Below are 23,854 nucleotides of genomic sequence, written 5' to 3'. Positions count from 1 at the left end.
GCCCGCGCATGGTCGCTGTCGCGATCTTGTAAGATTACGCCCCCTCGCCGTGTCGCGCGCGCAGCTGCGCGCCGCACCCGGCTGGCGCGCGCATTTTCCAGACCCTAGATCCGTTCCATGGCCAAGAAGTTCGAACCGTTAATCACCGTCGATGAGGTGCAAGAGATCCTTGCCGAACCCAAGGAAACCGTAAAACCGATCGCCTGGATCGCCAAGCCCGCCGCCAACGAAATCCGCTGGATGGAATTCGCCAGCCCCTGCCGGATCAAGGGGGAAGTGCGCGAAGACGTGATTTTCCGCACGACCTACCGCGGCGCGCGCACCGCGGTGCACGGGCAGGCCACCATCTTCCTGCCCGAGGCCTTCTGCGCCAGCCTCTTCGTGGGCCCGCACCGCGTGTACGGCGTGGACACCGATGACTCCTTCCACACCAGCCTGGTGGGCGAAGGCCGGCCGCAGTTCCGCAAGCCGCTTGCCGAGCGCAGCCACGAACACATCTGGGTGGACGAGGGCGAAGGCTATGCCGAACCGGTCGTGCCCGCGCTGCACACCATCGCCGCGCTGATGCAGCACTTCCTGCCGCGGGCGAACCTGACGCTGACCGGCGGTTTCGCGCATCCCCTCAAAGGCCGCCAAATCGAACTGATTCTATGAGCAATTTTCTGGAAGCCTCCGGCTGGACAGTCCTGCCGGCCGGCGAGCACGCCATCCGCGCCGTATCGCCCATGACGCTGGGCCTGGACGGACAGCATGCGGCGTTCTTCATCGCGCATCCCGACGAGTCCTCGTTCTACCTGACCGATGCCTGTGAGACCGCGATGCACGCGTCCAGCTACGGCATCGAGCTGGCGGCCAAGCGCATCGACCTGCTGAACGAAACGCCCGGCGTCAGCCTGGCGCATTTCGACGACAGCGGCGCCATCGTCGCGTCCGGTCCCAACGAGCAGCTGCAGGAAGCCTTGTGGGACGCGGTGAAGCTGGCCATGGCGCTGTCGTTCCAGTGCGCCAAATGGATGCCCAAGTTCAGCCAGCTGCGCTTTCGCGCGCAGGTGGGCCGGACGCTGGCGCAGGCGCTGGGCGCGAACCGGCTGGTCAAGGGCGCGCGCGCCAAGGGCAGCAGCGGCCATCCCGCGGATTTCGCCTTCGGGGTGCGGGCCCCTGGCAGCACGGCGCTGACGTACATCGAGCCGATCGCGCTGAAGGCCGGCAAGAAAATGGATTGGACGCAGGTCTACCAGACCCACGGCAAGATGTCTGACGTGAAGATGGCCGACGCCCGCAACTCGCGCATGGTGATTCTGGAGGACGGCGCTTCGGCCGACGAGTTCAAGAAGGCGGTGACCATACTCGAACAATCGGCCACGGTGCACACCCTGGCCAAGACGCGCGACTGGCGCGAGGTCTTTTCCAGCTAGGACGGCGTGCCGGTCAGGCCGTCGACGATTTCGCGGCCATGCAGAATGGCCGCATGCACGGCTTCGCGCGGACTGAAGACGAAACCGCCGTCGGCGAAACACGGAACCGGATATTCGTCGCCGCCTTCGAGCACGGCGCCTGCCTGGACCACCGTCACCGACGCAATGAATACGGGGCTGTTGGGCGGCGCTTCGACCTCTGCGCCGGCGCCCCGGGACACTTTGGCCGTCAGCCGGTATCCCTTGTAGATCAAGTTGTTCTGATGCACTTCGGATCCCTCTATCTGCGATCCAGCATACTCCGGCTGTCCATGACAGTTCAGATATGTTTTGTAACTCCGGCAGAAAATTGAAACACTGTTGCGCCACGGAACCTGGCGCCCGGCCGTGAAAAGCCGGCTTGCATGAGCGCCGCGTCGGACCTAGGACCAGTCCTGACGCGGGCTGCGCGCCGATGCGCGGGCGCGCTGGCGCACGCCCGGAAGCCGCGGCACGGGGATTTCCCTAAACCTGTTGCATATCCACACCAATACACGAGGCCATGCCCGTCGCGCGCATGTAATCCGGCAGCGTCCAGCCCCTGCCCAGCAGCACCATGCGGGTATGCAGGTCCTGCAGCACGGCCTCGGGCACCTGCCTGCCCAGGTAGCTCAGGCGCTTGCGCCGCAGGTCCACGTAGCCCAGTTCGTAGTCGCGCGCCAGGCGCATCCACAGCCGGTGGGCGCCGGTGGACTGGCGCGCCCCGCTCATGATGCACAGGCCGGCGTCCAGCCCCCAGCGATAGACCGCCGTGGCCAGCCCCATGCCCTGGTAGGGCTCGGCGTACTTGGAGTGCGGCGCCCGCACGTAGGGGTCGGCGCGCCGGCCCACTTCGATCAGGCGGTTGAACACCGTGTAGCCGGCCACCCGGTCGCGCTGCAGGTCCACCACATACACGTAGTACTCGCCGTCGGCTTCGCGATAGCGAAGCACGATGCCAGGGATGTCGGTCTTGACCTCCGGCAAGGCATGCAGGCGATCCAAAGGACGATTCATCCGGTTGTGTATGGCATCGAGTTCGTTGTCCACCTCGCGGGGGGAATGGTTAACGTCGATGCGCAGCTCCGTCACGATGTTCATGGCATGACGAAGCGCGTGCAGCGCCAGCGTAGGCAAGGCCACCTCCTGTACAGATCAAAGTCGGGGTTGACGAAAAAAAAGCCGCATTCGCGGCTTGGAATGGTTGTGTTCAATGCGCCGCCTGAAACGGGCGGCGGAATGTGCGGCGGACCGGACGCGGCTACGCGGCGACATCGCGCGTTCCCTGCGTCCATGCGCCGCCATCGGCCTCGGGCTTGCCGAAGAAAGCGGGGAACTGGCGTTCGCCCTTTTTCGTGACGCCCAGTGCCCGGGAATCCAGGTCCTTGTCGATCCAGCCGCGCCGCAGCAGCGCGTCCAGCAGGGCCGCGCCCAGCGCGCCGCCCAGGTGCGAGCGGCGTTCGCTCCAGTCCAGGCAGGGGCAGGCGAAACGGCGGCGGCGCTGGCGCGCCTGCGCCACGTCCACGCCGATCTGCGCCAGCGCGGCCTCGCCCAGCGGCGTGAGCGCGTAGTCGCGGCCGTCGGCCTCCAGCCAGCGCCGCGCCAGCATCGCGTCGTGGATGCGCACGGCCAGCGTGCCGGCCATATGGTCATAGCAGGTGCGCGCCTCGCGCAGCGCCGAAGGCGTGTTGGGCTTGAACGGCGCGCGCTCCGCGCCGGCCACCACCAGCAGCGCTTCCAGCGCGTGGCCGACCTCGCCGCTTGCCAGGCGGAAATAGCGGTGCTTGCCCTGCACCGCCATTTCCACCAGCCCCTGCTCGCGCAGGCGCTGAAAATGGCTGCTGGCGGTGGACGCGCCGATGTCGGCCAGCGCCGCCAGCTCGGTCGCCGTGCGGGCGCGGCCGTCGAGCAGCGCGCACAGCATGCGCGCGCGCGCCGGGTCGGCGATGGCGCCGGCCACCGCGGAGAGATTGATGTCGGCGAACGTGGATTCCATGATTCGCTATAGGCCAAAGTATCGTGTGCAGGCTCAAGCATACTGCGAGTTCCTTCAACAAGACAGCCGGCCTCGCCGGATACCCATGAGCAAACCCAAGGCATTCTTCGGCTGGACCGTTCTTTGCGCCACGTTCGTGCTGGCGGTCTTCGGCTGGGGCGTCGGCTTCTACGGCCCGCCCGTGTTCCTGCATGCCGTGGCGCAGCGCACCGGATGGGGCGTCGCGCTCGTGTCCGGCGCGGTGACCCTGCACTTTCTTTGCGGCACGCTGGTGGTGGCCAACCTGCCGCGCCTGTACAAGCGCCATGGCGTGCCGGCGGTGACGCTGGGCGGCGCCGTGCTGCTGGCCCTGGGCGTGGCCGGCTGGGCGGTCGCGGCGCGGCCGTGGCAGCTGTATGCGTCGGCCTTGTTCAGCGGCATGGGCTGGGTGACGCTGGGCGCCGCCGCGGTCAATGCGCTGATCGCGCCCTGGTTCGTCCGGCGCCGGCCCGCGGCGCTGGGCATGGCCTACAACGGCGCCAGCGTCGGCGGCATCGTGTTCTCTCCCTTGTGGGTCTACCTGATCGCCCATGCCGGTTTCGCGCAGGCCGCCTTGTGGGTGGGCCTGGCGATGGTGGCCATCATCGCGGTGCTGTCGCGCAAAGTGTTCGCCGTCACGCCGCAGCAACTCGGCCAGCAGCCCGATGGCGCCGCATCGCAGGGCCAGGCGCAGGCCGCAGCCGCGCCGATCGCGCCGGTGCCCGACCTGTGGCGCGACCGCGCGTTCCTGACGCTGGCCGCGGGCATGGCGCTGGGCCTGTTCGCGCAGATCGGGCTGATCGCGCACCTGCTGTCGCTGCTGGCGCCCTTGCTGGGCGCGCAGACGGCCGGCGTGGCGATGGGCCTGGCCACGGCCGCCGCGATCGCGGGACGCACGCTGGTGGGATGGCTGATGCCCGCCGGCGCCGACCGCCGCAAGGTGGCCTGCCTGGCCTACGCCATCCAGATCTGCGGTTCGCTGATCCTGATGCTGGCCGGCCAGCACCTGTGGGCCGTGTGGCTGGGCGTGCTGCTGTTCGGCTCGGGCATCGGCAACGCCACGTCGCTGCCGCCCTTGATCGCCCAGGCCGAATTCTCGCGCGAGGACGCGCAGCGCGTGGTGCCGCTGATCGTGGCGATGGCGCAAGGCGCCTATGCATTCGCGCCTGCGCTGTTCGGCGTGCTGCGCGCGCTTTCGGCGCAGGCCGCCTATCCGCTGGTCTGGTTCCTGGCCGTGGCGGCCTGCCTGCAGGCCGCGGCCATCGCCTGCTTCGCGCTCGGGCGGCTCAGTCCGGCCGGCCGGCGCGCGCAACCAGTCCGGCCATGAGTTCCAGGCCGTCCTGCGCCAGGCCTTGCGCCACGCCCTGGCGGTCGGCCGGCGTGCGGTTCTGGCTGAGCTTCCACTTGCCTTCGGTGCGCGAAAGGCGGATCTCCACGCCGACGATGGCGCGCATCTGCGCGGCGATGAAATCCGCCGGCGCGTCGTCCACGCGCCAGGGCTGCGCGCGGCCCCGCTCCTGGCTGTCGGTGAGCGCGTCGAGCTGGGCCCGCAGCCAGGCCGGATCGTCCTGGATGACCGGCGTGCCCCAGGCATGCACGGCGACGAAATTCCAGGTCGGCACGACCTTGTGCGTCTCGGCCTTGCTGGGATACCAGGACGGCGAAACATAGGCCTGCGGGCCATGGAACACGACCATGCATTCGCGCGCCGCGGCCAGGTCGGACAGCTGCGGATTGGCGCGCGCCATATGCAGGCGCAACACGCCGCAAGGCCCTTCGGAATAGAGCAGACAGGGAATGTGGTTGGCCATCAAGCCGCCCTCGCCCGCCGTGGTCAGCACGCCCAGCGGATGGGCGCGGATGAAATCGTGCTGGACGTCGAGCGACGTTTCCTTGAAGGCGGACGGCAGGTACATGGTGCGCTCAGTAGGAGGAATGGGGGAAACGGCAACATAGCACCATCGTGGCCCCACATCTAACGCCACAAAAGTGTTTTGCAATGGAGCCACGCCTGTTTTTGCGCTAAGGCAAGTAATAATTGCCCGCCCACTACGCAATAAAGACGCAGCCAAGCGTCCCTTTGCGCACCAGGCATTTGTCTATTCTGGAAAAAAAGAAACATGAATATCCGCCTTACCATTGCCGCCTGTTGCACGGCCGTCGGGCTGGCCGGCTGCACCAACCTGCCTGACGCCCAGGACTATTCCACCTCGCTGGGCGCCAGCCAGCAGCAAATGCGCGAGGATCCCGAATGGAGCGCCGGCCGGGTCTGGGTGCGTCCGGGTCCGGCGCTGAGCAGCCAGTACGACAAGAAACTCATTCTTGAAAAAGTGGAATACATCCAGGGCGACCGGCCCGACGATCTGAAGCTGAGCAGCGACCCGGCCCTGCGCGAGCGCGCGCTGGCTTATGTGAACGAAGCGCTGCGGCGCGAATTCTCGCAGGCCGGCTATCGACTGCTGGATACGCCCGCGCCGCGCGCGATGCGCGTGCGCGCGGCCATTACCGGCACCTTCAGGAACGATCGCGATCCGCGCGCCATGGAGTACATCCCCATCGGCTTTCTGATCGGCCAGGGCGTCAAGGCGGCCGGATTCCGCGACCAATCGGTGCGCCTGCTGGTCGAGGCCACGGTACGCGACGCCGGCAGCAACGAACTGCTGATCGCTTCGGTGGGAACGGTGACCGGCGCCAATCTGCCGGCCGACCACGAGCCGACCGTGGACGACATGCGCAGCGCCGTCGATGAGTGGGCGCGCCGGGTGCGCGAACAGTTCGAACGCATCCGCCAGGAAGGACTGCCCGAGGACGCCGCGTAAGCCGGCAGGCGCCGGGAACAATCGCATGCGGGATAGGGTCGAATCGATCGTATTTTTTCCTTCCCGCATCGCGATGTAATGAATATTGACGTCAACCCTCAGTTACCCATGGCCGCGGCTAATGCTACTGTTCCGCCTGTGCAAGGAGTACATGCAATGGTTCAGAAAACCAAGCCCTGGGCTTTTCCCAAACCCCATCCCGAAAACACCCCGCGCGGCGAACGCAACAAACAGGAATTCGACGCCCCGGATCAACCCGCCAAAACCGCGTCCAAGCCGCGCGCCAAGAAAGAGGCCGCCGTCCGCCGGGCCCGTTCCTGACGCGCCGGCGCGCCCAGCCAAGGAGATGCCATGCGCCCCAGCATCAGCGTCATCACTCTCGGCGTCGACGATCTCGACGCCGCCCTGCGCTTCTACCGCGACGGGCTGGGCCTGCCCACGCCGGGCATCATCGGACAGGAGTTCGAGCACGGCGCGGTCGTGTTCATCGACATGCAGCCCGGCCTGCGGCTGGCGCTGTGGCCGCGCAGCAGCATCGCGCACGACACCGGCCTGCCTCGCAGCGCGGCGGCGCCGACCGATCTGACGCTGGGCCACAACGTAGGCTCGCGCGAGGAAGTCGATCGCGTCATGGCCCGGGCGCGGGCCGCCGGCGCCCATATCCTCAAAGCCGCCCAGGACACCTTCTGGGGCGGCTACGCCGGCTACTTCCAGGACCCCGACGGCCACGTCTGGGAAGTCGTCTGGAATCCGGCCTGGGAAGCGCAAGCGCCCGCATGAACCCTCGCCTGGACCTGTATTCCCTGCAGGTGTTCCTGGCCGTGCTGGAAGAAGGCAGCATCGCGGCCGCCGCGGCGCGCGAGCATATCGCGCCGTCTGCCCTGTCCAAGCGCCTTTCCGAACTCGAACGCACACTCGACGTGCCGCTGTTCCAGCGCCATGCGCGCGGCGTCGCGCCCACCAGCGCCGCGCATGCGCTGGCGCGGCGGGCGCGCATGCTGCTGCACCAGACACAGGACCTGGCCGACGAAATCCGCGATTACTCGGCCGGCCTGCGCGGCCGGGTGCGGGTGGCGGCCAACCTGTCTTCCATCGCCCAGTTCCTGCCCATGGAGCTGCGCCGCTTCATGCTGCGGCATCCCCAGGTGCAGATCGACCTGGAGGAATCCATCAGCGCCGGCGTGACGCGCGCCGTCGCCGAGAACGCCGCCGACATCGGCGTCTACACACAGTCCGACGACGAAAGCGGCCTGGACATCTACCCCTACCACCGCGACGTCATGGCGCTGGTGGCGCCCGCCGGGCACCCGCTGGCGCGGCACGAGCGGGTCGCGTTCGCCGACACGCTGGATTACGACCACGTCGGCATGCACCGCGGCAGCGCGGCCAACTACCTGTTCACGCGCGAGGCCGCCGCCATCAACCGCAGGCTGCGGCTGCGCTTCCAGGTCACGTCCTACGACGCGCTGGTGTCCATGGTGCGCGCCGAACTCGGCATCGGCATCGTGCCCGTCAAGGCGCTGTCCGCATACGCCTGCGACGAACTGCGCATGATTACGCTGACCGACGCCTGGGCGCGGCGCCAGCTGAAGCTGTGCGTGCGCAGCAATGAATCGCTGTCCGGCGCCGCCCGCCTGCTGCTCGACCACCTGATCGCCGAAGCCGCGGCGCGGCGGTAGCGCCCCGGCCCGAGCCATCGCGTTGCGCGATGGCCCGCTGAATATTCGCGAATTGTCCGGCGCCCGCCCATCCCTGAATATGGGCGGCAATCAATGGAACGGATACCAGGAGACAAACGCCGTGAGCCTTCCAGACCGGGTTGAAATCGTCGAAGTCGGCATGCGCGACGGGCTGCAGATCGAGCCCGAATTCGTGCCCACCGAAACCAAGGCGGAGATACTGAACGCGCTGATCGACGCGGGCGTCAGGCACTTCGAGGCGACCTCTTTCGTCTCGCCGCGCGCGGTCCCGCAACTGCGCGACGCCCGCGAACTGCTGGCGCAGGTCCGCAAGCGCCCGGGCGTGGTGCTGGGCGCGCTGGCGCCCAATCTCAAGGGCGTGCAGAACGCGCTGCAATCGCAGGCCGACGAGATCGTCGTGTTCGTGTCGGCCACCGAAAGCCACAACACCAAGAACCTGAACCGCCCCATCGCGCAGTCGCTGCGCGACATCGAGGAAATCGCCGAAGCCCTGCAGGACCGGCCGATCCGCCGCAAGGGCGCCATCGCCGTGGCCTTCGGCTGTCCGTTCGAAGGCGACGTGGACCTGGCGCGCGTCAAGAGCATCTTCGGCCACTTCGCCCGGCTGGGCTTCGATGCGGTCACCCTGGGCGACACCACCGGCATGGCCACGCCCCGGCTGGTGCGCCGCACGGTCGAGGCGTTGCGCGACGCGCATCCCGACGTGGCGATCTCGCTGCACTTCCACAACACGCGCGGCATCGGCCTGGTTAACGTGGCCGAAGGGCTGCGCGCGGGCGTGACGTCGTATGAGTCCTCGCTGGGCGGCCTGGGCGGCTGCCCGTTCGCGCCCGGCGCCACGGGCAACATCTGCACCGAAGACCTGGTCTACCTGCTCGACGAAATGGGCGTGGACAGCGGCATCGACCTGCGCGCGCTGATCGAGGTGGCGCGGCGGCTGGAACGGGTGGTCGGGCGGCAACTGCCCGGGCAGCTCATGAAGGCCGGTCCGCGGCTGCATCTGCACGACTACGGCGCCGCGGCCGGCGCCATCGGTTGAGGAGCCCGCATGCCGCTGACCGGAATCCGCGTCCTGGACCTGACGCGCATCATCTCGGGTCCCTACTGCACCTCCATCCTGGCCGACATGGGGGCCGAAGTCATCAAGATCGAATCGCCCGGCGGAGGCGATCCGGTGCGCGCCCAGGGCGTGATCCGCGACGGCCTGAGCTGGTACTTCGCCAACTACAACCGCAACAAGAAATCGGTCACCCTCAACCTGTACACCGAGGAAGGCAAGAGCATCCTGCGCCGGCTGATCCCGAGCTGCGACGTACTGGTCGAAAACTACCGCCCCGGCATCATGGAGAAAATGGGCTTCGGCGCCGCCGCCCTGCAGGCGCTGCGTCCCGACCTCATCCATTGCAGCATCAACGGCTTCGGCACGTCCGGCCCCTACCGCGACCGCCCCGCCTTCGACTTCATCGCCCAGGCGATGAGCGGCTTCATGAGCCTGAACGGCGGCGAAAACGATCCACCCATGCGCGCCGGCCCGCCGGTCAGCGACCTGGTCGCGGGCATGAACGGCGCGCTGGGCGTGCTGGCCGCGCTGCTGCGCCGCGAGCGCACCGGCCGCGGCGACGCCATCAGCGTCAGCCTGATGTCCAGCATGATCGGCCTGCTCAGCTTCCAGGCGGCCAACTACTTCGCCAGCGGCGAACTGCCGCCGCGCACCGGCAACGACCATGGCATCGTCGCGCCCTACGGCCTGTTCGAGACCGCCGATGGCCAGGTCGCGATCGCGCCGTCCAACGACGCCATGTACGAGAAGTTCCTGGACGCGCTGGAGCTGCAGTCGCTGCGCTCGCGCCCCGAGTTCCGGACCAACGCCGACCGCATGCGGAACCGCGCCTCCATCAAGGCCGCGATCGAGGCCCGCACCCGCCAGCAAAGCAGCCGCTACTGGATAGAACGCCTCAACCAGTACGGCGTGCCCTGCGGGCAGGTGCTGAACCTGCGCGAAGTCTTCGACGATCCGCAGGTCGCCGACCAGGAAATGGCCATCGACGTCCCGCACCCGGACGGCCAGCAGGTGCGCATGCTGGGCTTTCCGATCAAGTTCGCGCAGGCGCCGTGCCGGGCGCGCAGCCCCGCGCCGCCATTGGGCGCGGACACCGACGAGGTGCTGCGCGGGCTGGGCCTGCCCGAATCCCGGATTCAGGAGTTGCGCGCCGCCGGCGCCATCTAGCGACGTCCGGCGATCACGACCGGACGCGTCCCACCAAGAGGTAATGGAGACTAGAACCATGATGCTACGAGCCTTGATGTTCTCGGCCTGCACGCTCGCCGCCTGCGCCCCCGCCGCCGCGGCGGACCCGTATCCCAGCCAGCCCATACGGATCATCGTGCCGTTCACGCCCGGCGGAGGCACCGACTTCCTGTCGCGCACCGTGGCCGCCAAGCTGTCGGATTCGGTCAAATGGAACGTCGTCGCCGAGAACCGTCCGGGCGCAGGCGGCACCATCGGCATCGGCACCGCCGCCCGCGCCAAGCCCGACGGCTACGAGATCGTCATGGGCCAGGTCGACAACCTGGCGGTGGCGCCTTCGCTCTACAGCAAGCTGTCCTACGATCCGCTCAAGGATTTCGCGCCCATCGGCATCGTGGGCGAAGCGCCGCTGGTGGTGGTGGCGGCCAAAAACGGCCCCTACCAGTCCCTCAAGCAGCTCATCGAAGCCGCGCGGAAGGCGCCCAACACCATCAATTACGGATCGCCCGGCGCCGGCACCATCACCCACCTGGCCGCCGAACTGCTGCAACTGGACGCTGGCATCAAGCTGGTCCACGTGCCCTACAAAGGGTCCGGCCCGGCGATGGCCGACCTGCTGGGCGGCCAGGTGCCCGTGATCTTCACCTCCATTCCCTCGGCCGCGCCGCAGATCAAGGCCGGCTCGGCCGTGCCGCTGGCCGTGACTTCGCTCAAGCGCAGCGCCGCCATGCCCGACGTGCCCACCGTGGCCGAGCTCGGCTATCCCGACTTCGACGTGCGCGTCTGGTATGGCCTGCTCGCGCCGGCCAATACGCCCGCCCCCATCATCCAGACGCTGAACAAGGAGCTGAACAATATTCTTGCGCTGCAGGATGTGCAGAACGCCCTGGCGGCGCAGGGCGCCACCGCCATGCCGACCACGCCGGCGCAGTTCTCGCAGACCATCGCCGCCGACCACAAGAAATGGCGCGCGGTCGTCGAAGCCGCCAAAGTGAAACTGGAATAGGCCGCGCCGGTTTTCAAGCGCGAATCCGGGCTAGAAACGCCCTAGCCCAGATGCATGCCCCGGCTCGTGCGTATGCACGAAGCTCCCTGGGAAGGCCCGCCGCAAGCCCGTTGGAATGCGGGATTGCGGCATTGACAGCACCGGACCCTGTTGTGACGATGACTCCGGCGCCATCGGTTTCAAGATGGCGCGAGGGAGGGTCATCATGTCAATATCGTGCAGACGATTGGAGGATGTGATCGCGGTCTCCGCAGCGGGAGTCCAGTATCGGATCGAGAGGCATCTCGTTCAGCAGCCCACGACAGGTCCCGACGCCGATGCATCCACCGTCCTGGTCTGCCGCCTGTCCACCGGCGGCGCAGTGGCCATGGAAGGTGACGGCGTGTACCGGCTCGAATCAGGAGAAATACTCCGAGCCGCCAACCGACGCAGGAAGAAAAGCAGGCACGAAGGCTAGCAGCACCAGACCCGCTGAAACCCAGCGGGTTTTTGTTTCGCGCGCTAGTCGTCCTGCCCCTGCGCCGCGTCGATAAAGCTGTGCATGAAAGAGTGCGCGGTGGCGATGGCCTCGTCGCTGCTCGCGAAGCTGCCGCCCACGTCGGCCATGTCCTGGCGCGGATCGCCGGCAGGGTCGGCGATGCCCTCGATGTACACCGTCCACTCGGCCTGGGCGCCGGACCGCGTGGCGCAGATCACGTAGGACCAGCCCCGGTAATTGCCGTCCGCCAGCACGTCGTCCATGTCCGGCTCCTGTGGCGCGCTCAGCGGCCCATGCGCCGCAGCCGTTCGACTTCGGCCAGGTTCAGGCGCCTGGCTTCGTCTTCCGCATAATCGCGCTCGCCGGATTCGTAGGCGCCCTCGTACAGGCATTTTTTGCGGTTCGCCTTGCACTCGGCGGTGACCTTGGACGCGCTGGAGGTCTGCCGCTGCGACTGCGCCTGCGGCTTGTCCGAACCGAACATCGAACACCCGGAAACCAGCATGGCCAGGCACAGCGCGGCGCCGTAGCGGCCCATGGATTGAACTGACATTGGACTACCCCTGCAAAAATCCTGCAGCCGTCTTTATAGCAAGCCCGCCGAGGCAGCTCCAAATACCGGCCGGCCCGGGCGGCGAGCTGGCAGCTGGCTAGCCCTTGACCGCGCCCGCCGTCAGCCCGGTGATGATCTGGCGCGCGGCCACGAACGTGAAAATGAGCGGCGGGATGGCGATCAGCCCGCCCATGGCCATGACCCGTCCCCAGTCCACCCCGATGTCGGTAATGTAGAGCGAGGCGGCCACCGGCAGCGTGCGCGTCTGCCGGCCGCTGAGCACCAAAGCCAGGATGAACTCGTTCCAGGCGATCCGGAACGTGAAGATGGAGGCCGCGGCCAGCCCCGGCGCCATCAGCGGCAGGATCACCTTGACGAACACGCGGACCGGGCCGCAGCCGTCGATGGCGGCGGCCTCCTCCAGCTCCACCGGCACCTGCAGCACGAACCCGTACAGCAGCCAGATGGTGAAAGGCAGGTTGACCGCCACGTACAGCAGCACCAGTCCGGCCAGACTGTCCACCAGATGCCAGGCGTTCCAGATCATGAATACCGGAATCGCCAGCACCGCCAGCGGCACCGTGCGCAGCAGCAAGGTGACATAAGCCACCGTGGCGCGGCCGCGGAAGCGAAGACGCGCCAGCCCATAAGCCGCCATACAGCCCAGCAGCAGCGTGATGGAGGTCGACGCCAGGCCCACGATCAGGCTGTTGGCCAGGTAGCGGGAAAAGCGCTCTTCCTCCAGCACGGCGCGGTAGTTCTCCAGCGTGGGCGCGAAAATGAAGTTCAGCGGTTCGGCGAAGATGTCCACCTGCTGGCGCAGGCTGGTGGCGAAGATGATGGCGATCGGCGCCACGCACAGCGCCGCCAGCACGACGAGCGTCGCATAGTGCAGACAGCGCGGGAATACGGATCGGTTCATGGCGGGCGTCAGCGGTCCGCTTTCAAGGGATTGGACAGGCGCAGCGCGCACCAGGACAGCACGGCCACCACCACGAGCAGCAGCACGGAAATGGCCGCGGCCACGCCCAGCTGCTGCCCGACGAAGGCCGTCTTGTAGATGTGCAGCGCAAGAATCTCGGTGGAGTCCCCCGGGCCGCCGAAGGTCAGCACGTACACCACTTCCAGCACCCGGAAGGCGTCGATCAGCCGCATCATCAGGGTGATGGCGATCACGTGTGAAATCATGGGCAGCTTGACCCGGAAGGTCATCTGCCACCAGCGCGCCCCGTCCAGGCGCGCGGCCTCGATGACGGCGGCGTCCACGTTGGCCACCGCCGCGACCATCATGATGAAAACGAACGGCGTCCATTGCCAGATGTCGGCCACCACGATGGCGATGAAGGCCAGCGCCGGCTCGGCCAGCCACGCCACGGGCGCGATCCGCAGCAGCGCCAGCGCCGCGTTGACCGGGCCGAACTGCGCGTCGAAGATGTAGCGCCACACCAGCCCCACCGCCACCGGCGCGATCATCATGGGCAGGATGAAAAGCGTGCGGAACACGGCCGTGCCCCGCACCGGCCGCTCCAGCGCCAGGGCCAGCGCGATGCCCAGCGCCATTTCGGCGCTGACGCATACCGCCGCGAACAGCAGCGTGGTCCACAGCGAAGACCACACCCGGGCGTTGGAAAACGCCGAAACGAAATTGTCCAGGCCGGTCCAGCGCGCCTCGCTCCAGGGCGTGCCCATGCTCCAGTCGTGCAACCCCAGCTGAAACGCCGAGATCACCGGATACAGGCAGGCCGCCGCCATCACCGCGACCGCCGGCCCCAGGTACAGGACAGGCGCCCAGGAGGAAGTGCGCATGCGGGCCTCAGACCTTGTAGCCGGCTTCGCGCATGATCTGCGTGACCTGCGGCACCATGTCGTCCAGCGCGGCCTGCGCGGTCTTCTTGCCCGTCAGGGCCTCGGATATGCCCACGCCCAGCGCCTGCACGTTGATCTTGTCCCAGACCGCGATGATGGGCCGCCAGTCCGGGTTCGAGTACTTGAGCGCCTCCTTGAAGATGACGAACTCCGGATACTTGCGCATCAGTTCCGCGTCGCCCAGGGTCGAATTGCGGATGGGCACGCCGCCGGCGGCCGTGACCGCCTTGTCCTGTGCCTTGGAAGTCAGCCACTGCATGAGCAGGAAGGCGGCGTCGGCATTCCTGGCGTTTTTGGCCACGGCCAGGCCCAGGCCGCCGGACTGCGAGGCGCGGCGCGTGCCCATGGGATGCAGCGCCCAGCCCACCTTGCCGGCCACGCGGGACTTGGCCGGGTCGTTGACCAGGCCGGCCAGCAGCGTGGAATCCAGGTACATGGCCGCCTGGCCCTGCAGGAAGGCGGTGTTGCTTTCGCCCTGGCCATAGCCGGGAATGCCCGCCGGGCCGGTGGCCACGACTTCCTGCAGGAACTTCAGCGCTGCCAGGCCCGCTTCGTCGTTGAAGCGTGGATGCCATTCGTCGTCGAACACGCTGCCGCCCAGCGGGTTCAGGTGCAGCAGCCATGCGTGCACCGCCTGGTGGCCCGCCTGCCCGCGCGAGGCCAGCGCGCCGATGCCGGTCTTTTGCCTGACCAGCGGCAGCAAGGCGCGGAACTCGTCGTAATTGGCCGGCGGCTTGAGGTCATGCTTGGAGAAAAGATCGCGGCGGTAGGCCAGCACCGACGTCTCCGCGCCATAGGGCAGGCCATAGAGCTTGGCGCCCGGCCCGGCCAGATAGCCCTTGGGGCCGCCCACCAGGCCCAGGTTCTCCAGGTAGATCGGGACGATGTCATGAATGTCGTAGGCGGGATCGACCAGCGCCGCGTTCTGGAAGAACGGGTCCAGCGGATGGATCAGGTCCTTGGACACGTACTCGCCCTTCCACATCACCACATAGCAGCCCAGGTCGTAGTCGCCCTGGGCCTTGGCCATCTCCAGCAGCTGCTTTTCCTTCATGCGGCCCATGGCCAGCCGGTCGGTCTCGACCTTGATGCCCGTCTCCTTGGTGAACCGCGGCAGGATCTTGAGCATGGCGTCATAGTGCGGGTGCGCCGGAATGCTGAACACCACCGTCTGCCCCGCGTACTTGGCGTAACGGTTCTGCGCCATCGCGCCGCTCAACGGCAGGCTGGCGCCGAATACGGCAATGGCGCTGCTTTTCATGAAATCGCGTCGCTTCATGCTTGTCTCCTGATAGGTGGAAAGAAATGCAATGGGCCCTTTCTAGCCGCGCAGGCTGAGGCCGCTGTCGGTATCGAATACGTGCAGGTCTTCGTCGCTGAATTGCAGCGCCAGCGCCTGCTGCAACTGCGCTTTCGCGTTGCCGGGCAAGACTGCCGACACGCGCTGCCCGCCCGGGGTATTCATGTGCCCGGTCACCAGGCTCTCGGTGCCCAGGTACTCGACCACGTCGACCAGCACGTTCAGCGGCGCCGGTCCGCCGGCCGCGGCGCGCAGACTTTGCGGCCGCAGTCCCAGGGTCAGCGCCTGGTCCGGCCGCGGCGCGGCCGCCGCCAGCCATTGCGGCGCGGGCCAGGCGAAGCCTTCGCCGCGCAACAGCATCCGGCCGTCTTCGACACTGGCGCGCGCGTTGAAGAAATTCATGGTGGGCATGCCGATGAAACCCGCGACGAACAGATTCGCCGGCCGGGAAAACACCTCGGCCGGCGTATCCACCTGCCGTATCTGGCCGCGGTCGAATATCGCGATGCGCGTGGCCAGGGTCATGGCCTCGGTCTGGTCGTGGGTCACGTACACGGTGGTCTTGCCCAGTCGCCGGTGCAGGATGGCCAGTTCCGCCCGCATGTGCCCGCGCAGCTTGGCGTCCAGGTTGGACAGCGGTTCGTCGAACAGGAACACCTGCGGCTCGCGCACGATGGCCCGGCCGATGGCCACGCGCTGGCGCTGGCCGCCCGACAGCGCCTTGGGCTTGCGGTCGAGCAGATGCTCGATGTTCAGGATCCTGGCGGCCTCCTGCACCCGGACCTGGACCTCCGCCGCGGGCTGGCGGGCCAGGCGCAGCGAGAACGACATGTTCTCGCCCGCGCTCATGTGCGGATACAGCGCATAGTTCTGGAACACCATCGCGATGTCCCGGTCGCGGGGCGCCAGATGGGTCACCGCGCGCCCGCCTATGCGGATCTCGCCTTCGGAGACCTCCTCCAGGCCGGCGATCATCCTCAGCGTCGTGCTCTTGCCGCAGCCCGACTCGCCCAGCAGCACCATGAACTCGCCCTCATGGACCGACAGATTCATCTGCTGCACGACGGTCACGTCGCCATAACGCTTGACCACATTGTTCAGTTCGAGCCCAGGCATGCCGCCACCTCGCCGTCAGTGTTTCTTGCAGCGGCCCGGCCGCTCCAGCCAGGATTGCGCCGAGTAGCGCCGCACGCCCCAGCCCACGGGCGCGATCCGGTTGCCGGGATGGCGCTCGTCCGGCCCCCAGATGGCCTGGTAAGTGTCCATGCAGCGCCCCTGCCGCTGCATCCGGCAGAACCAGACGACCAGCGCGGCCCACCAGCACGCCAGCACCAGCGCCATCCAGCGCGGCGCGTCCGCCACCGCCAGCCCGATCGCGATGGTCGGCACCGCGACCACGATGGCCAGCCAGCCGCCCGCCTTGTGCAGGCGTTCGAAGCCAAGCCGCCAGCGGCTCATGTCGTAGTGGTCGCCGCGCATCCGGACGTCGGTAGGCCCGCCCTTGCTGCCGCGCAACAGGCCGGCCGCCACCTGCAGCCACCCCGCCGCGCACAGCAGCCAACCGAGCCAGCCGTGCACCGCCGCGGCCGCGCTCTCGCCCCGGCCCGAACCGGAGGCCAGGAGCAGACCCGCCGTCATGGTCGCCACGGCAAGGCTCTGGATCGCGCGATGCGCCAGCCACCAGGCTTTGTTGTCCAGCTGCCTGGGCCAGTCCTGATGCGCCGATACCTTGTAGAAGCGCGCCGCGAAAGCGCCCACCGGAAACAGGATGCCCCAGGCCAGCACCATCAGCCGCGCATGCCAGGCGGCCCAATCCGCGATGCTGTGCGTGGCCGACCCGGACAGCGGCATCATCAGCCAGGCCCAAATAGACTTGGTCATCGCGACACGCTCCTCCCGGGTCCCGCCGCCCCCTACAGGTACACGACCCTGGACACGTCGGGTTCGCGCTGCGTGGCGATATAGCTTTCGAACGCGCGGGTTTCCAGGTTGAAGAGCCCCACCCTGTCGTCGTCCAGCGAGACATAGGCCAGCGGCCTGGACGGATGAAAGGACAAGGCGATGGCGCGCGCTTCGGTCGGCACGTGCGCCAGTTCCTGCAAGGTGTCCGGATCGACGATGGACAGGCTGCGCTCGCCGTAGTTGGTGACGAGCATGCGGCCGTCGCGATAGCGGTACAGGCGTGTGGGATCGTTCCTGGACGGCGCCTCGCGCTTGACCGTCATCGAGGCGGTGTCGATCGCCGCCAGCGTATTGCTCCAGCGGTTCGTCACATAGAGCGTCTGCTCGTCCGCGCTGAGACAGCAGCCCTCGGGCTTTTCGCCGGGCTGGCACAGCACCGGCGCGGCCAGCGGGTCCCAGGGACGCACCTTGGCGACCGTATGCGACAGCAGGTTCATGCAATAGGCCGTCTGCCCGTCGCGGGACAGCGCCAGCAGATGGCTCTTGACCCCGCCGCTGCCCACCGCCCGCCTGGGCGCGGCGTCCGTCTGCGGCGTGTCCAGCACCAAGAGCGTGGAGCGTTCCTCGCTGAGCGCGTACAGGCGGTCCTGCGCGTCGATCTGCAGGCCGTGCAGCCGGTTGTAGGGAGATAGATCGATGGTGCGCACCAGTTCGGACGCGCGGATGTCGATCTGGAACACCGAATGCCCGCCAGGGCCGGCCACGCCGGAATGCTCCACCCCATAGTGGCCGACATAGGCGTAGCGGCAATGGCTGTCGATGACGAATTCGTGCGGATAGTCGGGCAGCGCGACGGAGGCGATGCGCTCGCCCGTGGCCAGGTCATAGGTGCTGAAGCAGTGGCTGCATTTCTCGACCAGCAGCAGGACCTCCCGCCCAACGGCCCGATGTTCCGCCCCGCCGTGTTTGCGCTTCGTCTTCATGGAATTCCCTTGGTGTTCAGGGTGATGCGATACAACGAAGTACTGGCGCAAATGAACAGCTGGTTCATCCCCGCCCCGCCAAACGCCACGTTGCCGACCTTCTCCGGCACCGGAATCTTTGCCAGCCGCCTTCCGTCGGCGCCGTAGACCTGGACGCTGTCGCCGCTGCTGGTGTAGACCCATCCCTGCATGTCGACCCGCAAACCATCGGGCACGCCCGGGTCGACCTGCGCGAACACCCTGGGGTTTTGCAGGCGGCGGCCACCGGCGACGTCGAAGGCCACGATGTGATGATTGCCGCCGCCATCGGTGCGCAGCGCAGCCGAGGTGTCGGACACATAGAGCACCGACTCGTCCGGCGAAAAAGCCAGGCCATTGGGTTCCTCGACGAAGTCGCTGACGACTTCCAGAATGGCGCTTGCCGGATCGAACCGGAACACGAAGTTGTCTCCCAACTCGGAATCTGCTTTGTATCCCTCATGGTTGGAGAGAATGCCGTAGGGGGGATCCGTGAACCAGATGGTTCCGTCCGATTTGACCACCACGTCGTTGGGCGAATTGAGCCGCTTTCCTTCGTAGCGGTCGACCACGATTTCATTACCCAGCGGCGCCAGGTCGGGCCCGAAGCGCGTACGCAGAACGGCGCGCCGGCCGTGCGAACAATGCAGCAGCGACCCGCCCGCCTCACGCGTATGGCCATTGACGAAATCCGCCGGCTGGCGCCACACGCGCCCGCCGCCGTCGGGATGCCAGCGCATCATGCGGTTCTTCGGAATATCGCTCCACAGCACGCTGCCATCCTCCTGCATCCAGACCGGCCCCTCGCTCCAGGTGCAGCCTGTGGCCAGGACTTCAAGCACGGCGTCGGGAGGCACCAGCGCCAGCGCGCGGTGGTCGTAGATTTCCAGTTTGGTCATGGCGATTCCCCGGTCCGTTTAGGTCGGGAATCACTCTAGAGCCCGCGGTGCGGCGTCCGGTCGGAAATCAGAAGTATTGAGGCGGGGATTTTGCGCAGCGCGCCGGAAATCAGATCAGATCGCCTACGTCGATAACGTCCGCGCTGCGAGGGGATGGCAGAGCCGCACGAGACCAGCGCCACAATCAATACAGGCCGCCCTAGGGCGGCCCGTTGCATTGGCGGACGTTGTGGGGGTTAGTGCGCATCAGTCACAGCGTCCAGCGCCGCTTGTACGCCGTGGATCGGTCGGCACTTGCTTCTCATCAATTCCACAGACTCAGCCATCCATGGATGAGCGTACGCCACGACATCAAAGCCTTGGGCATACGCTTCATCCGCCGCTTGCGCACATGCCGCCATGCATGCTGCTGTTTCGCCTTCTTGGTAGAGCGCCCAGGCGTTGGGTATCAAGCGAACAGTCACACTAGCGCCGGTGGCAGCCGCATGGAGCTCGAAGAGCGCTCGGTTCGGCGCAACGCTCGATTCGACCGCACAGAGCACGACGAGGTTTCTGCCGGCGCGCGACGCCGCTTTGGCCAGGGCCGCATCTGCCCGGATGATGGGAACGGAGGTTTCTCCCATCGTGTCGATTGCGGGGCCGAGCGTCGCGCACGTCACGATTACCGCGTCGGCCTCGGCCATCAAACTCCGCACCGCTTCGTGGACCCGGCCGTGCGCGCCACAGTTTGGCGCCGACTGTTGCGCCAATGCCTGCCGCAGATCCTCGCGAGTCGCATGACGAATTTGATCCGATGACCAACCGGCTTTCATCGCCGCGAGTCCGAAGACGGCTTCGCTAGTGTCGATGGTGTGCAAAAACGAGATTCTCATACGGCCTATCCATTCGAAGTAAAGTTCGAAGTGGATTGTTCTATTGGCTCCGTCCTATAACAAGGCCATAGGTAATACTGGTATCGGCAGTTCTCCCCCTCTATGGATCTCGTACAGGACGAAATAGCCCAAGGCGCCTTGCGGGACCGACTGGGCGCGATAAACCCCAATTATCAGCACCGCTACCGCCGCCTCCATAATTAGAAACGACCGCCCGAAGGCGGACATATATGTCGGAAAGAAGCGTTTGTGTTGGTGAGGATCAGCGAGCGACGATGCCGCCGACTCCAGAGCTACGCGCGCCTCTGCGCCGGCCCGGCGCAGTAACCTGCCCCTATTCATCCCGCCATCGAAGGAGTGACGAGCACATGAGTATTCCCGCCAAATGGGGCGAAAAGTTCCGGGGAGCGCCAATCGAACGCCAGTCGATTGGAGAGTCGGGCGCCGACGTGTTCCGAGTTCGCCTCGGCGGCGGACGGGATCTGTTCCTGAAGTCGGAGCCGGTCGGCGCGCTAAGCGAGCTTCCCGACGAGATCGCTCGCCTCCGCTGGCTGAACCAGCGTGGCCTGCCCGCCCCTCTGGTTCTGGACACGATGGAGGAGAACAATCGTCACTGGCTGCTCATGAGCGCGCTGCCCGGACTGGATCTGGCCAGCGCCGGCGAGCTTTCGCCGGCGCAAATCATAGGCATTGTCTCGATGGCATTGCGCGCTTTGCATCAGGAGCCCGTCGCAGAATGCCCCTTCGACCATCGTCTGGAGCGGCGCATGGCCGCCGCAAAGGATCGCATTAGCGCCGGCCTCGTCGACGAAACGGATTTCGATCAGAAACGGCTGGGGCGAACCGCCACGGATCTGTTTGAAGAGCTTTTGTCGTTGAAGCCCCGGGGCACGCCAGACTTGGTCGTGACCCACGGCGATGCCTGCCTGCCGAACTTCATGGCCGAAGCCGGCCGGTTCACAGGTTTTCTCGACTGCGGCCGCCTCGGGTTCAGCGACCGTTTTCAGGACCTGGCGCTTGCGGCACGCAGCATCGAGCGCAATCTGGGATCGGAATGGGTCAGCCCATTCTTTCAGCTGTACGGCGCCGAGCGCGACGAGCGGCGCCTCGAGTTTTACGCCTTGCTGGATGAATTCTTCTGACCGGTGTCCATCCGTGGGATCCTCTCGCCGCCTTTCCGGGCGCCGCCACGGAATGCACGTCTGTTTCGCGCCGACGCCACCGACATACCCGACAATTAATGTTACAAAATCGTTGTGCGAATATTGCACCGTGATGATGTAGTAACAAAATTCGCAGGGCTTGTGGTCCGCCGGCGGCAGCGGGCAAGCCGGCTTCCTTTCGGAGAACCCCGAGGCCATGTCGACCTTTATGGAAGCGTTCCTGAGCGGCATTGCCCTCCTGCTTTTCGCCGCCATACTGGTCTTGCTGCATTTCCTGCGGAAGATGCTGGCCGAAGCCCGGCGCCTGCGCCTCGACGCGCGGGAAGCCCGGGCGTCTCGCGAGATGCAGACCCGTCTGCTGGACGCCACCCCCACGCTCGTCGCAGCGCTCGACGGCATGAACCGATACCTGACCGTGAACCGGGCTTTCGAAAACATGGTGGGGCTGGACCGCAGCCGGCTGATTGGGGCGAAGGCCGGCTCGCTGCATGGCGCGGCCGGGTCGCTGGGGGCTCAGTTGGAAGCCTTCGCCGCCCAATGCGCCGTGGCGGACAGGGCGATCGCCGAAGTCATCGAAGTACACGCCGCCGACGGCCGGGCCATCGAAGGAATGTTGATCGTGCAGCCCTTTCGCGGCGATGACGACGCGCCTCGCGGCGCCCTGGTGGCGCTTGTCGATGCCAGCGCGCGCCTGTCGGCCGAACGCGAGGCCCGCGAAATCCGGGACACCGTAGAAGACCTGACGCGAACCCTGCCCATGGCATTTTTCCGGATCCGCGAGGAGCCCGGCGGCCATCGCTGGATCCCGTATTTGGTGGGCCAAACCGAGAGGTTCCTGCGTATGTCGTCGCGCGAGATCCGCCAGCAGTCCGGCAGGGGAAATCTGCCCAACATCCTGGAAGACTACTGGCCTGCCGCCGACGCGGCAGTGGACGCATCCCGTGACGGCGGCAAGCCGATACAGATCGACCTGGCAACGCACCGCGCGGGCGATGACGGATGGGTGAGAGTCGGCACTGCCCTGCCCCGGCGTCTCGCCGACGGCTCGGTCCTCTGGAACGGCTACCTGCTGGATGTCACGCAGGAGCACCGTGATGCAGAGGCGCTCAGCCGCGCCAAGGCTGAGGCCGACGCAAATGCCCAGGCGAAGTCCCGCTTTCTGGCTGCGATGAGTCACGAAATCCGCACGCCGCTGGCGACGACGCTGGGCGCGCTCGAGTTGTTGCGCGATACGCCCATGGACGACTATCAGCGCCAGCAGGTCGACCTGGCGGACAGCGCCTCCCGGCTTCTGATCGAAATCCTGGGCGATATCCTGGATTTCTCCCGCCTGGAGGACGGTCCGGTGCCGGTCGAATCGATACCGTACAGCCTGCGCGAGGTGCTGGACCAGGTGACGCATATCTTCTCGGCCAAGGCCCGGGAGAAGGGATTGACGCTGGACGCATGCGTCGCACCCGAGATCGCGGCGCAATATCGGGGCGACCCGGTGCGGGTGAAGCAGATTCTCCTGAACCTGATCGGCAACGCCATCAAGTTCACCGTGGCCGGCGGAATCAGCATCCTGGTCAGGACGGCGCCCGCCGGGTCCGCGGCAGCCGCATCCGTTCAGACGGTCCTGATCTCGGTTTCGGATACCGGCATCGGGATTTCGGCCGAAGCGCAGAGCCGGTTGTTCCGCCCTTTTTCGCAGGCCGATGCGTCGACCGTGCGCCAATACGGAGGCAGCGGCCTGGGGCTGGCGATCTGCATGCGCCTGAGCCGCCTGATGGGGGGAAGCATTCAAGTGCAGAGCACCGAAGGCGTCGGCAGCCGGTTCGACGTCACCTTGCCCCTGCACATCCTGCAGCTGGATCCGCCCGACTCCATACTGGCCGGCAAGCGTATCCGCATCGAGGTCCACCGCGCAGCGGACGACGCCGCCCTTCAGGCATATGCGCGCGCATTGGGCATGCGGCCGGTCGAGCCTCCCGGCGCCGCCGACCTGCATATCGTCGAATTGCCGCAACCGGGGCCCTCGCCGCTGCCAGCCACGCTTTACTTCGCGCCGGGCGGATATGCGCCGGAGACCTTGCCGCCAGGGACGTCCCCGGCGCAGATGCTGGCCGGCGGGCCGGTGTTGTTTGGCGAACTGGCGCGCGCCTGTCTCAGTGCGTTGCAGACGGAGCATCCTGTTACCAAATCCCCGGCGGCGCTACGGGAAAATGGCGCCGTTCTTGAAACGCGCCGAATACTGATCGTGGAAGACCATTTGCCTTATCAGATCGTGATTCGAAATATGGTGGACAAGCTGGGGTGGCAGGCGGATGTGGTCTCGGACGGCAGGCAGGCGTTGAACCAACTGGAACGGGCGCCATACGCGTTGATGCTAACGGATTGCCACATGCCCGACATGGACGGCTTCGAATTGACGCGTCGGGTTCGCGCGCACGACGATGCCCGCATACGGACCCTCCCCGTGGTGGGGCTGAGCGCCGACGTCCAGAGCGAATACGTTGAGCGCCTTCGGCAAGCCGGCCTCAATGACTTCCTGGTCAAACCCGTCAGCCTTTCCACGCTGCGCAAGTGCATAGGGAGATGGACCGATGAATCCCATTGAC

General features: G+C 66.7%; 26 protein-coding genes. 12 read left to right on the top strand and 14 right to left on the bottom strand.

The window, feature by feature from the left end:
• Positions 1–117 precede the first annotated feature (117 nt).
• The gene (locus AC1M14_RS08080; RefSeq protein ID WP_102772550.1) at positions 118–654 is read left to right on the top strand and encodes a hypothetical protein; all 537 of its coding nucleotides are present in this window, start codon (positions 118–120) and stop codon (positions 652–654) included.
• A complete protein-coding gene (locus AC1M14_RS08075) occupies positions 651–1,415 on the top strand; it encodes a DUF1828 domain-containing protein (protein ID WP_479731368.1) in 765 nt (254 codons plus the stop codon). Before AC1M14_RS08080 ends, AC1M14_RS08075 begins: the two co-directional genes overlap by 4 nt.
• Here AC1M14_RS08075 and AC1M14_RS08070 read toward each other — a convergent pair.
• The 3 genes from AC1M14_RS08070 to AC1M14_RS08060 all read right to left on the bottom strand — a co-directional run bounded on the left by AC1M14_RS08070 (position 1,412) and on the right by AC1M14_RS08060 (position 3,429).
• Positions 1,412–1,684, bottom strand: a complete 273-nt coding sequence (locus AC1M14_RS08070; protein WP_102772552.1) for a hypothetical protein — start codon at positions 1,682–1,684, stop codon at positions 1,412–1,414. The genes AC1M14_RS08075 and AC1M14_RS08070 overlap by 4 nt on opposite strands.
• 235 nt (positions 1,685–1,919) lie before the next feature.
• Positions 1,920–2,570, bottom strand: coding sequence for an N-acetyltransferase (locus AC1M14_RS08065; RefSeq protein ID WP_111824573.1), 651 nt, complete (start codon positions 2,568–2,570; stop codon positions 1,920–1,922).
• A gap of 124 nt (positions 2,571–2,694) precedes the next feature.
• Positions 2,695–3,429: an ArsR/SmtB family transcription factor gene (locus tag AC1M14_RS08060; RefSeq protein ID WP_479731367.1), complete on the bottom strand. Its 735-nt coding sequence runs from the start codon at positions 3,427–3,429 to the stop codon at positions 2,695–2,697.
• Positions 3,430–3,514: 85 nt separating this feature from the next.
• Here AC1M14_RS08060 and AC1M14_RS08055 point away from each other — a divergent pair, with 85 nt between their 5' ends.
• Positions 3,515–4,774: an MFS transporter gene (locus AC1M14_RS08055; protein ID WP_111824571.1), complete on the top strand. Its 1,260-nt coding sequence runs from the start codon at positions 3,515–3,517 to the stop codon at positions 4,772–4,774.
• Here the strand turns inward: AC1M14_RS08055 and AC1M14_RS08050 are convergent.
• Positions 4,734–5,363 carry an FMN-binding negative transcriptional regulator gene (locus AC1M14_RS08050; protein WP_479731366.1) on the bottom strand — a complete coding sequence of 210 codons (630 nt, stop codon included), beginning with the start codon at positions 5,361–5,363 and terminating at the stop codon, positions 4,734–4,736. The genes AC1M14_RS08055 and AC1M14_RS08050 overlap by 41 nt on opposite strands.
• 204 nt (positions 5,364–5,567) lie before the next feature.
• Here AC1M14_RS08050 and AC1M14_RS08045 point away from each other — a divergent pair, with 204 nt between their 5' ends.
• The 7 genes from AC1M14_RS08045 (at position 5,568) to AC1M14_RS08015 (ending at position 11,220) form a co-directional block, all read left to right on the top strand.
• Complete coding sequence (locus AC1M14_RS08045; protein ID WP_102772557.1) at positions 5,568–6,266, top strand: DUF3313 domain-containing protein; 699 nt, start codon at positions 5,568–5,570, stop codon at positions 6,264–6,266.
• A gap of 78 nt (positions 6,267–6,344) precedes the next feature.
• The gene (locus AC1M14_RS08040; protein ID WP_146196881.1) at positions 6,345–6,587 is read left to right on the top strand and encodes a hypothetical protein; all 243 of its coding nucleotides are present in this window, start codon (positions 6,345–6,347) and stop codon (positions 6,585–6,587) included.
• Positions 6,588–6,617: 30 nt separating this feature from the next.
• Positions 6,618–7,046, top strand: coding sequence for a VOC family protein (locus tag AC1M14_RS08035; RefSeq protein WP_209166879.1), 429 nt, complete (start codon positions 6,618–6,620; stop codon positions 7,044–7,046).
• On the top strand, positions 7,043–7,945 hold the full coding sequence (locus AC1M14_RS08030) for a LysR family transcriptional regulator (RefSeq protein ID WP_111824569.1): 903 nt from the start codon (positions 7,043–7,045) through the stop codon (positions 7,943–7,945). Before AC1M14_RS08035 ends, AC1M14_RS08030 begins: the two co-directional genes overlap by 4 nt.
• Before the next feature lie 121 nt (positions 7,946–8,066).
• Positions 8,067–9,005 (top strand): hydroxymethylglutaryl-CoA lyase, encoded by a 939-nt coding sequence (locus tag AC1M14_RS08025; protein ID WP_479731365.1) that lies wholly within the window; start codon positions 8,067–8,069, stop codon positions 9,003–9,005.
• Between the two features lie 9 nt (positions 9,006–9,014).
• Positions 9,015–10,193, top strand: coding sequence for a CaiB/BaiF CoA transferase family protein (locus tag AC1M14_RS08020; protein ID WP_479731364.1), 1,179 nt, complete (start codon positions 9,015–9,017; stop codon positions 10,191–10,193).
• A gap of 61 nt (positions 10,194–10,254) precedes the next feature.
• A complete protein-coding gene (locus AC1M14_RS08015) occupies positions 10,255–11,220 on the top strand; it encodes a Bug family tripartite tricarboxylate transporter substrate binding protein (protein ID WP_102772859.1) in 966 nt (321 codons plus the stop codon).
• Between the two features lie 501 nt (positions 11,221–11,721).
• Here AC1M14_RS08015 and AC1M14_RS08010 read toward each other — a convergent pair.
• From AC1M14_RS08010 to AC1M14_RS07965, 10 genes are all read right to left on the bottom strand, one after another.
• The gene (locus AC1M14_RS08010; RefSeq protein ID WP_479731363.1) at positions 11,722–11,961 is read right to left on the bottom strand and encodes a hypothetical protein; all 240 of its coding nucleotides are present in this window, start codon (positions 11,959–11,961) and stop codon (positions 11,722–11,724) included.
• 20 nt (positions 11,962–11,981) lie between these two features.
• Positions 11,982–12,251, bottom strand: coding sequence for a hypothetical protein (locus tag AC1M14_RS08005; protein ID WP_168202089.1), 270 nt, complete (start codon positions 12,249–12,251; stop codon positions 11,982–11,984).
• A gap of 97 nt (positions 12,252–12,348) precedes the next feature.
• The gene (locus tag AC1M14_RS08000) at positions 12,349–13,173 is read right to left on the bottom strand and encodes a carbohydrate ABC transporter permease (RefSeq protein WP_479731362.1); all 825 of its coding nucleotides are present in this window, start codon (positions 13,171–13,173) and stop codon (positions 12,349–12,351) included.
• A gap of 8 nt (positions 13,174–13,181) precedes the next feature.
• Entirely contained in the window at positions 13,182–14,057 is an 876-nt protein-coding gene (locus tag AC1M14_RS07995) for a carbohydrate ABC transporter permease (RefSeq protein ID WP_479731361.1), read from the bottom strand.
• Positions 14,058–14,064: 7 nt separating this feature from the next.
• Entirely contained in the window at positions 14,065–15,396 is a 1,332-nt protein-coding gene (locus AC1M14_RS07990) for an extracellular solute-binding protein (RefSeq protein WP_479731360.1), read from the bottom strand.
• Positions 15,397–15,438: 42 nt separating this feature from the next.
• The gene (locus AC1M14_RS07985; RefSeq protein ID WP_479731359.1) at positions 15,439–16,533 is read right to left on the bottom strand and encodes an ABC transporter ATP-binding protein; all 1,095 of its coding nucleotides are present in this window, start codon (positions 16,531–16,533) and stop codon (positions 15,439–15,441) included.
• A 15-nt stretch (positions 16,534–16,548) separates the two neighbouring features.
• Positions 16,549–17,298 (bottom strand): cytochrome b561 domain-containing protein, encoded by a 750-nt coding sequence (locus tag AC1M14_RS07980; protein ID WP_479731358.1) that lies wholly within the window; start codon positions 17,296–17,298, stop codon positions 16,549–16,551.
• Between the two features lie 32 nt (positions 17,299–17,330).
• Entirely contained in the window at positions 17,331–18,302 is a 972-nt protein-coding gene (locus AC1M14_RS07975; RefSeq protein WP_111824563.1) for a YncE family protein, read from the bottom strand.
• Positions 18,299–19,219, bottom strand: a complete 921-nt coding sequence (locus tag AC1M14_RS07970) for an SMP-30/gluconolactonase/LRE family protein (protein ID WP_479731357.1) — start codon at positions 19,217–19,219, stop codon at positions 18,299–18,301. Before AC1M14_RS07970 ends, AC1M14_RS07975 begins: the two co-directional genes overlap by 4 nt.
• Before the next feature lie 236 nt (positions 19,220–19,455).
• A complete protein-coding gene (locus AC1M14_RS07965; protein WP_479731356.1) occupies positions 19,456–20,091 on the bottom strand; it encodes an arylsulfatase in 636 nt (211 codons plus the stop codon).
• A 368-nt stretch (positions 20,092–20,459) separates the two neighbouring features.
• Between AC1M14_RS07965 and AC1M14_RS07960 the strand changes: the two genes are divergently transcribed.
• Both AC1M14_RS07960 and AC1M14_RS07955 read left to right on the top strand, forming a co-directional pair.
• Positions 20,460–21,233 (top strand): APH(3')-II family aminoglycoside O-phosphotransferase, encoded by a 774-nt coding sequence (locus tag AC1M14_RS07960; protein ID WP_102772570.1) that lies wholly within the window; start codon positions 20,460–20,462, stop codon positions 21,231–21,233.
• A 217-nt stretch (positions 21,234–21,450) separates the two neighbouring features.
• The gene (locus AC1M14_RS07955; protein WP_479731355.1) at positions 21,451–23,853 is read left to right on the top strand and encodes an ATP-binding protein; all 2,403 of its coding nucleotides are present in this window, start codon (positions 21,451–21,453) and stop codon (positions 23,851–23,853) included.
• Position 23,854 lies beyond the last annotated feature (1 nt).

The sequence above is a fragment of the Achromobacter sp. SX5 genome, assembly GCF_056711425.1.
Note: the sequence above shows the minus strand (reverse complement) of the source record. Positions and strands in the feature narration are given on the sequence as shown.

Bases quoted from the DNA above. Each gene is read 5' to 3' on its own strand.
- AC1M14_RS08080 (WP_102772550.1), top strand. From the start codon at position 118: ATGGCCAAGAAGTTCGAACCGTTAATCACCGTCGATGAGGTGCAAGAG.
- AC1M14_RS08075 (WP_479731368.1), top strand. From the start codon at position 651: ATGAGCAATTTTCTGGAAGCCTCCGGCTGGACAGTCCTGCCGGCCGGC.
- AC1M14_RS08060 (WP_479731367.1), bottom strand. From the start codon at position 3,429: ATGGAATCCACGTTCGCCGACATCAATCTCTCCGCGGTGGCCGGCGCC.
- AC1M14_RS08055 (WP_111824571.1), top strand. From the start codon at position 3,515: ATGAGCAAACCCAAGGCATTCTTCGGCTGGACCGTTCTTTGCGCCACG.
- AC1M14_RS08050 (WP_479731366.1), bottom strand. From the start codon at position 5,363: ATGTACCTGCCGTCCGCCTTCAAGGAAACGTCGCTCGACGTCCAGCAC.
- AC1M14_RS08045 (WP_102772557.1), top strand. From the start codon at position 5,568: ATGAATATCCGCCTTACCATTGCCGCCTGTTGCACGGCCGTCGGGCTG.
- AC1M14_RS08040 (WP_146196881.1), top strand. From the start codon at position 6,345: ATGAATATTGACGTCAACCCTCAGTTACCCATGGCCGCGGCTAATGCT.
- AC1M14_RS08035 (WP_209166879.1), top strand. From the start codon at position 6,618: ATGCGCCCCAGCATCAGCGTCATCACTCTCGGCGTCGACGATCTCGAC.
- AC1M14_RS08030 (WP_111824569.1), top strand. From the start codon at position 7,043: ATGAACCCTCGCCTGGACCTGTATTCCCTGCAGGTGTTCCTGGCCGTG.
- AC1M14_RS08020 (WP_479731364.1), top strand. From the start codon at position 9,015: ATGCCGCTGACCGGAATCCGCGTCCTGGACCTGACGCGCATCATCTCG.
- AC1M14_RS08015 (WP_102772859.1), top strand. From the start codon at position 10,255: ATGCTACGAGCCTTGATGTTCTCGGCCTGCACGCTCGCCGCCTGCGCC.
- AC1M14_RS08010 (WP_479731363.1), bottom strand. From the start codon at position 11,961: ATGGACGACGTGCTGGCGGACGGCAATTACCGGGGCTGGTCCTACGTG.
- AC1M14_RS08005 (WP_168202089.1), bottom strand. From the start codon at position 12,251: ATGTCAGTTCAATCCATGGGCCGCTACGGCGCCGCGCTGTGCCTGGCC.
- AC1M14_RS08000 (WP_479731362.1), bottom strand. From the start codon at position 13,173: ATGAACCGATCCGTATTCCCGCGCTGTCTGCACTATGCGACGCTCGTC.
- AC1M14_RS07995 (WP_479731361.1), bottom strand. From the start codon at position 14,057: ATGCGCACTTCCTCCTGGGCGCCTGTCCTGTACCTGGGGCCGGCGGTC.
- AC1M14_RS07990 (WP_479731360.1), bottom strand. From the start codon at position 15,396: ATGAAGCGACGCGATTTCATGAAAAGCAGCGCCATTGCCGTATTCGGC.
- AC1M14_RS07985 (WP_479731359.1), bottom strand. From the start codon at position 16,533: ATGCCTGGGCTCGAACTGAACAATGTGGTCAAGCGTTATGGCGACGTG.
- AC1M14_RS07980 (WP_479731358.1), bottom strand. From the start codon at position 17,298: ATGACCAAGTCTATTTGGGCCTGGCTGATGATGCCGCTGTCCGGGTCG.
- AC1M14_RS07975 (WP_111824563.1), bottom strand. From the start codon at position 18,302: ATGAAGACGAAGCGCAAACACGGCGGGGCGGAACATCGGGCCGTTGGG.
- AC1M14_RS07970 (WP_479731357.1), bottom strand. From the start codon at position 19,219: ATGACCAAACTGGAAATCTACGACCACCGCGCGCTGGCGCTGGTGCCT.
- AC1M14_RS07965 (WP_479731356.1), bottom strand. From the start codon at position 20,091: ATGAGAATCTCGTTTTTGCACACCATCGACACTAGCGAAGCCGTCTTC.
- AC1M14_RS07960 (WP_102772570.1), top strand. From the start codon at position 20,460: ATGAGTATTCCCGCCAAATGGGGCGAAAAGTTCCGGGGAGCGCCAATC.
- AC1M14_RS07955 (WP_479731355.1), top strand. From the start codon at position 21,451: ATGTCGACCTTTATGGAAGCGTTCCTGAGCGGCATTGCCCTCCTGCTT.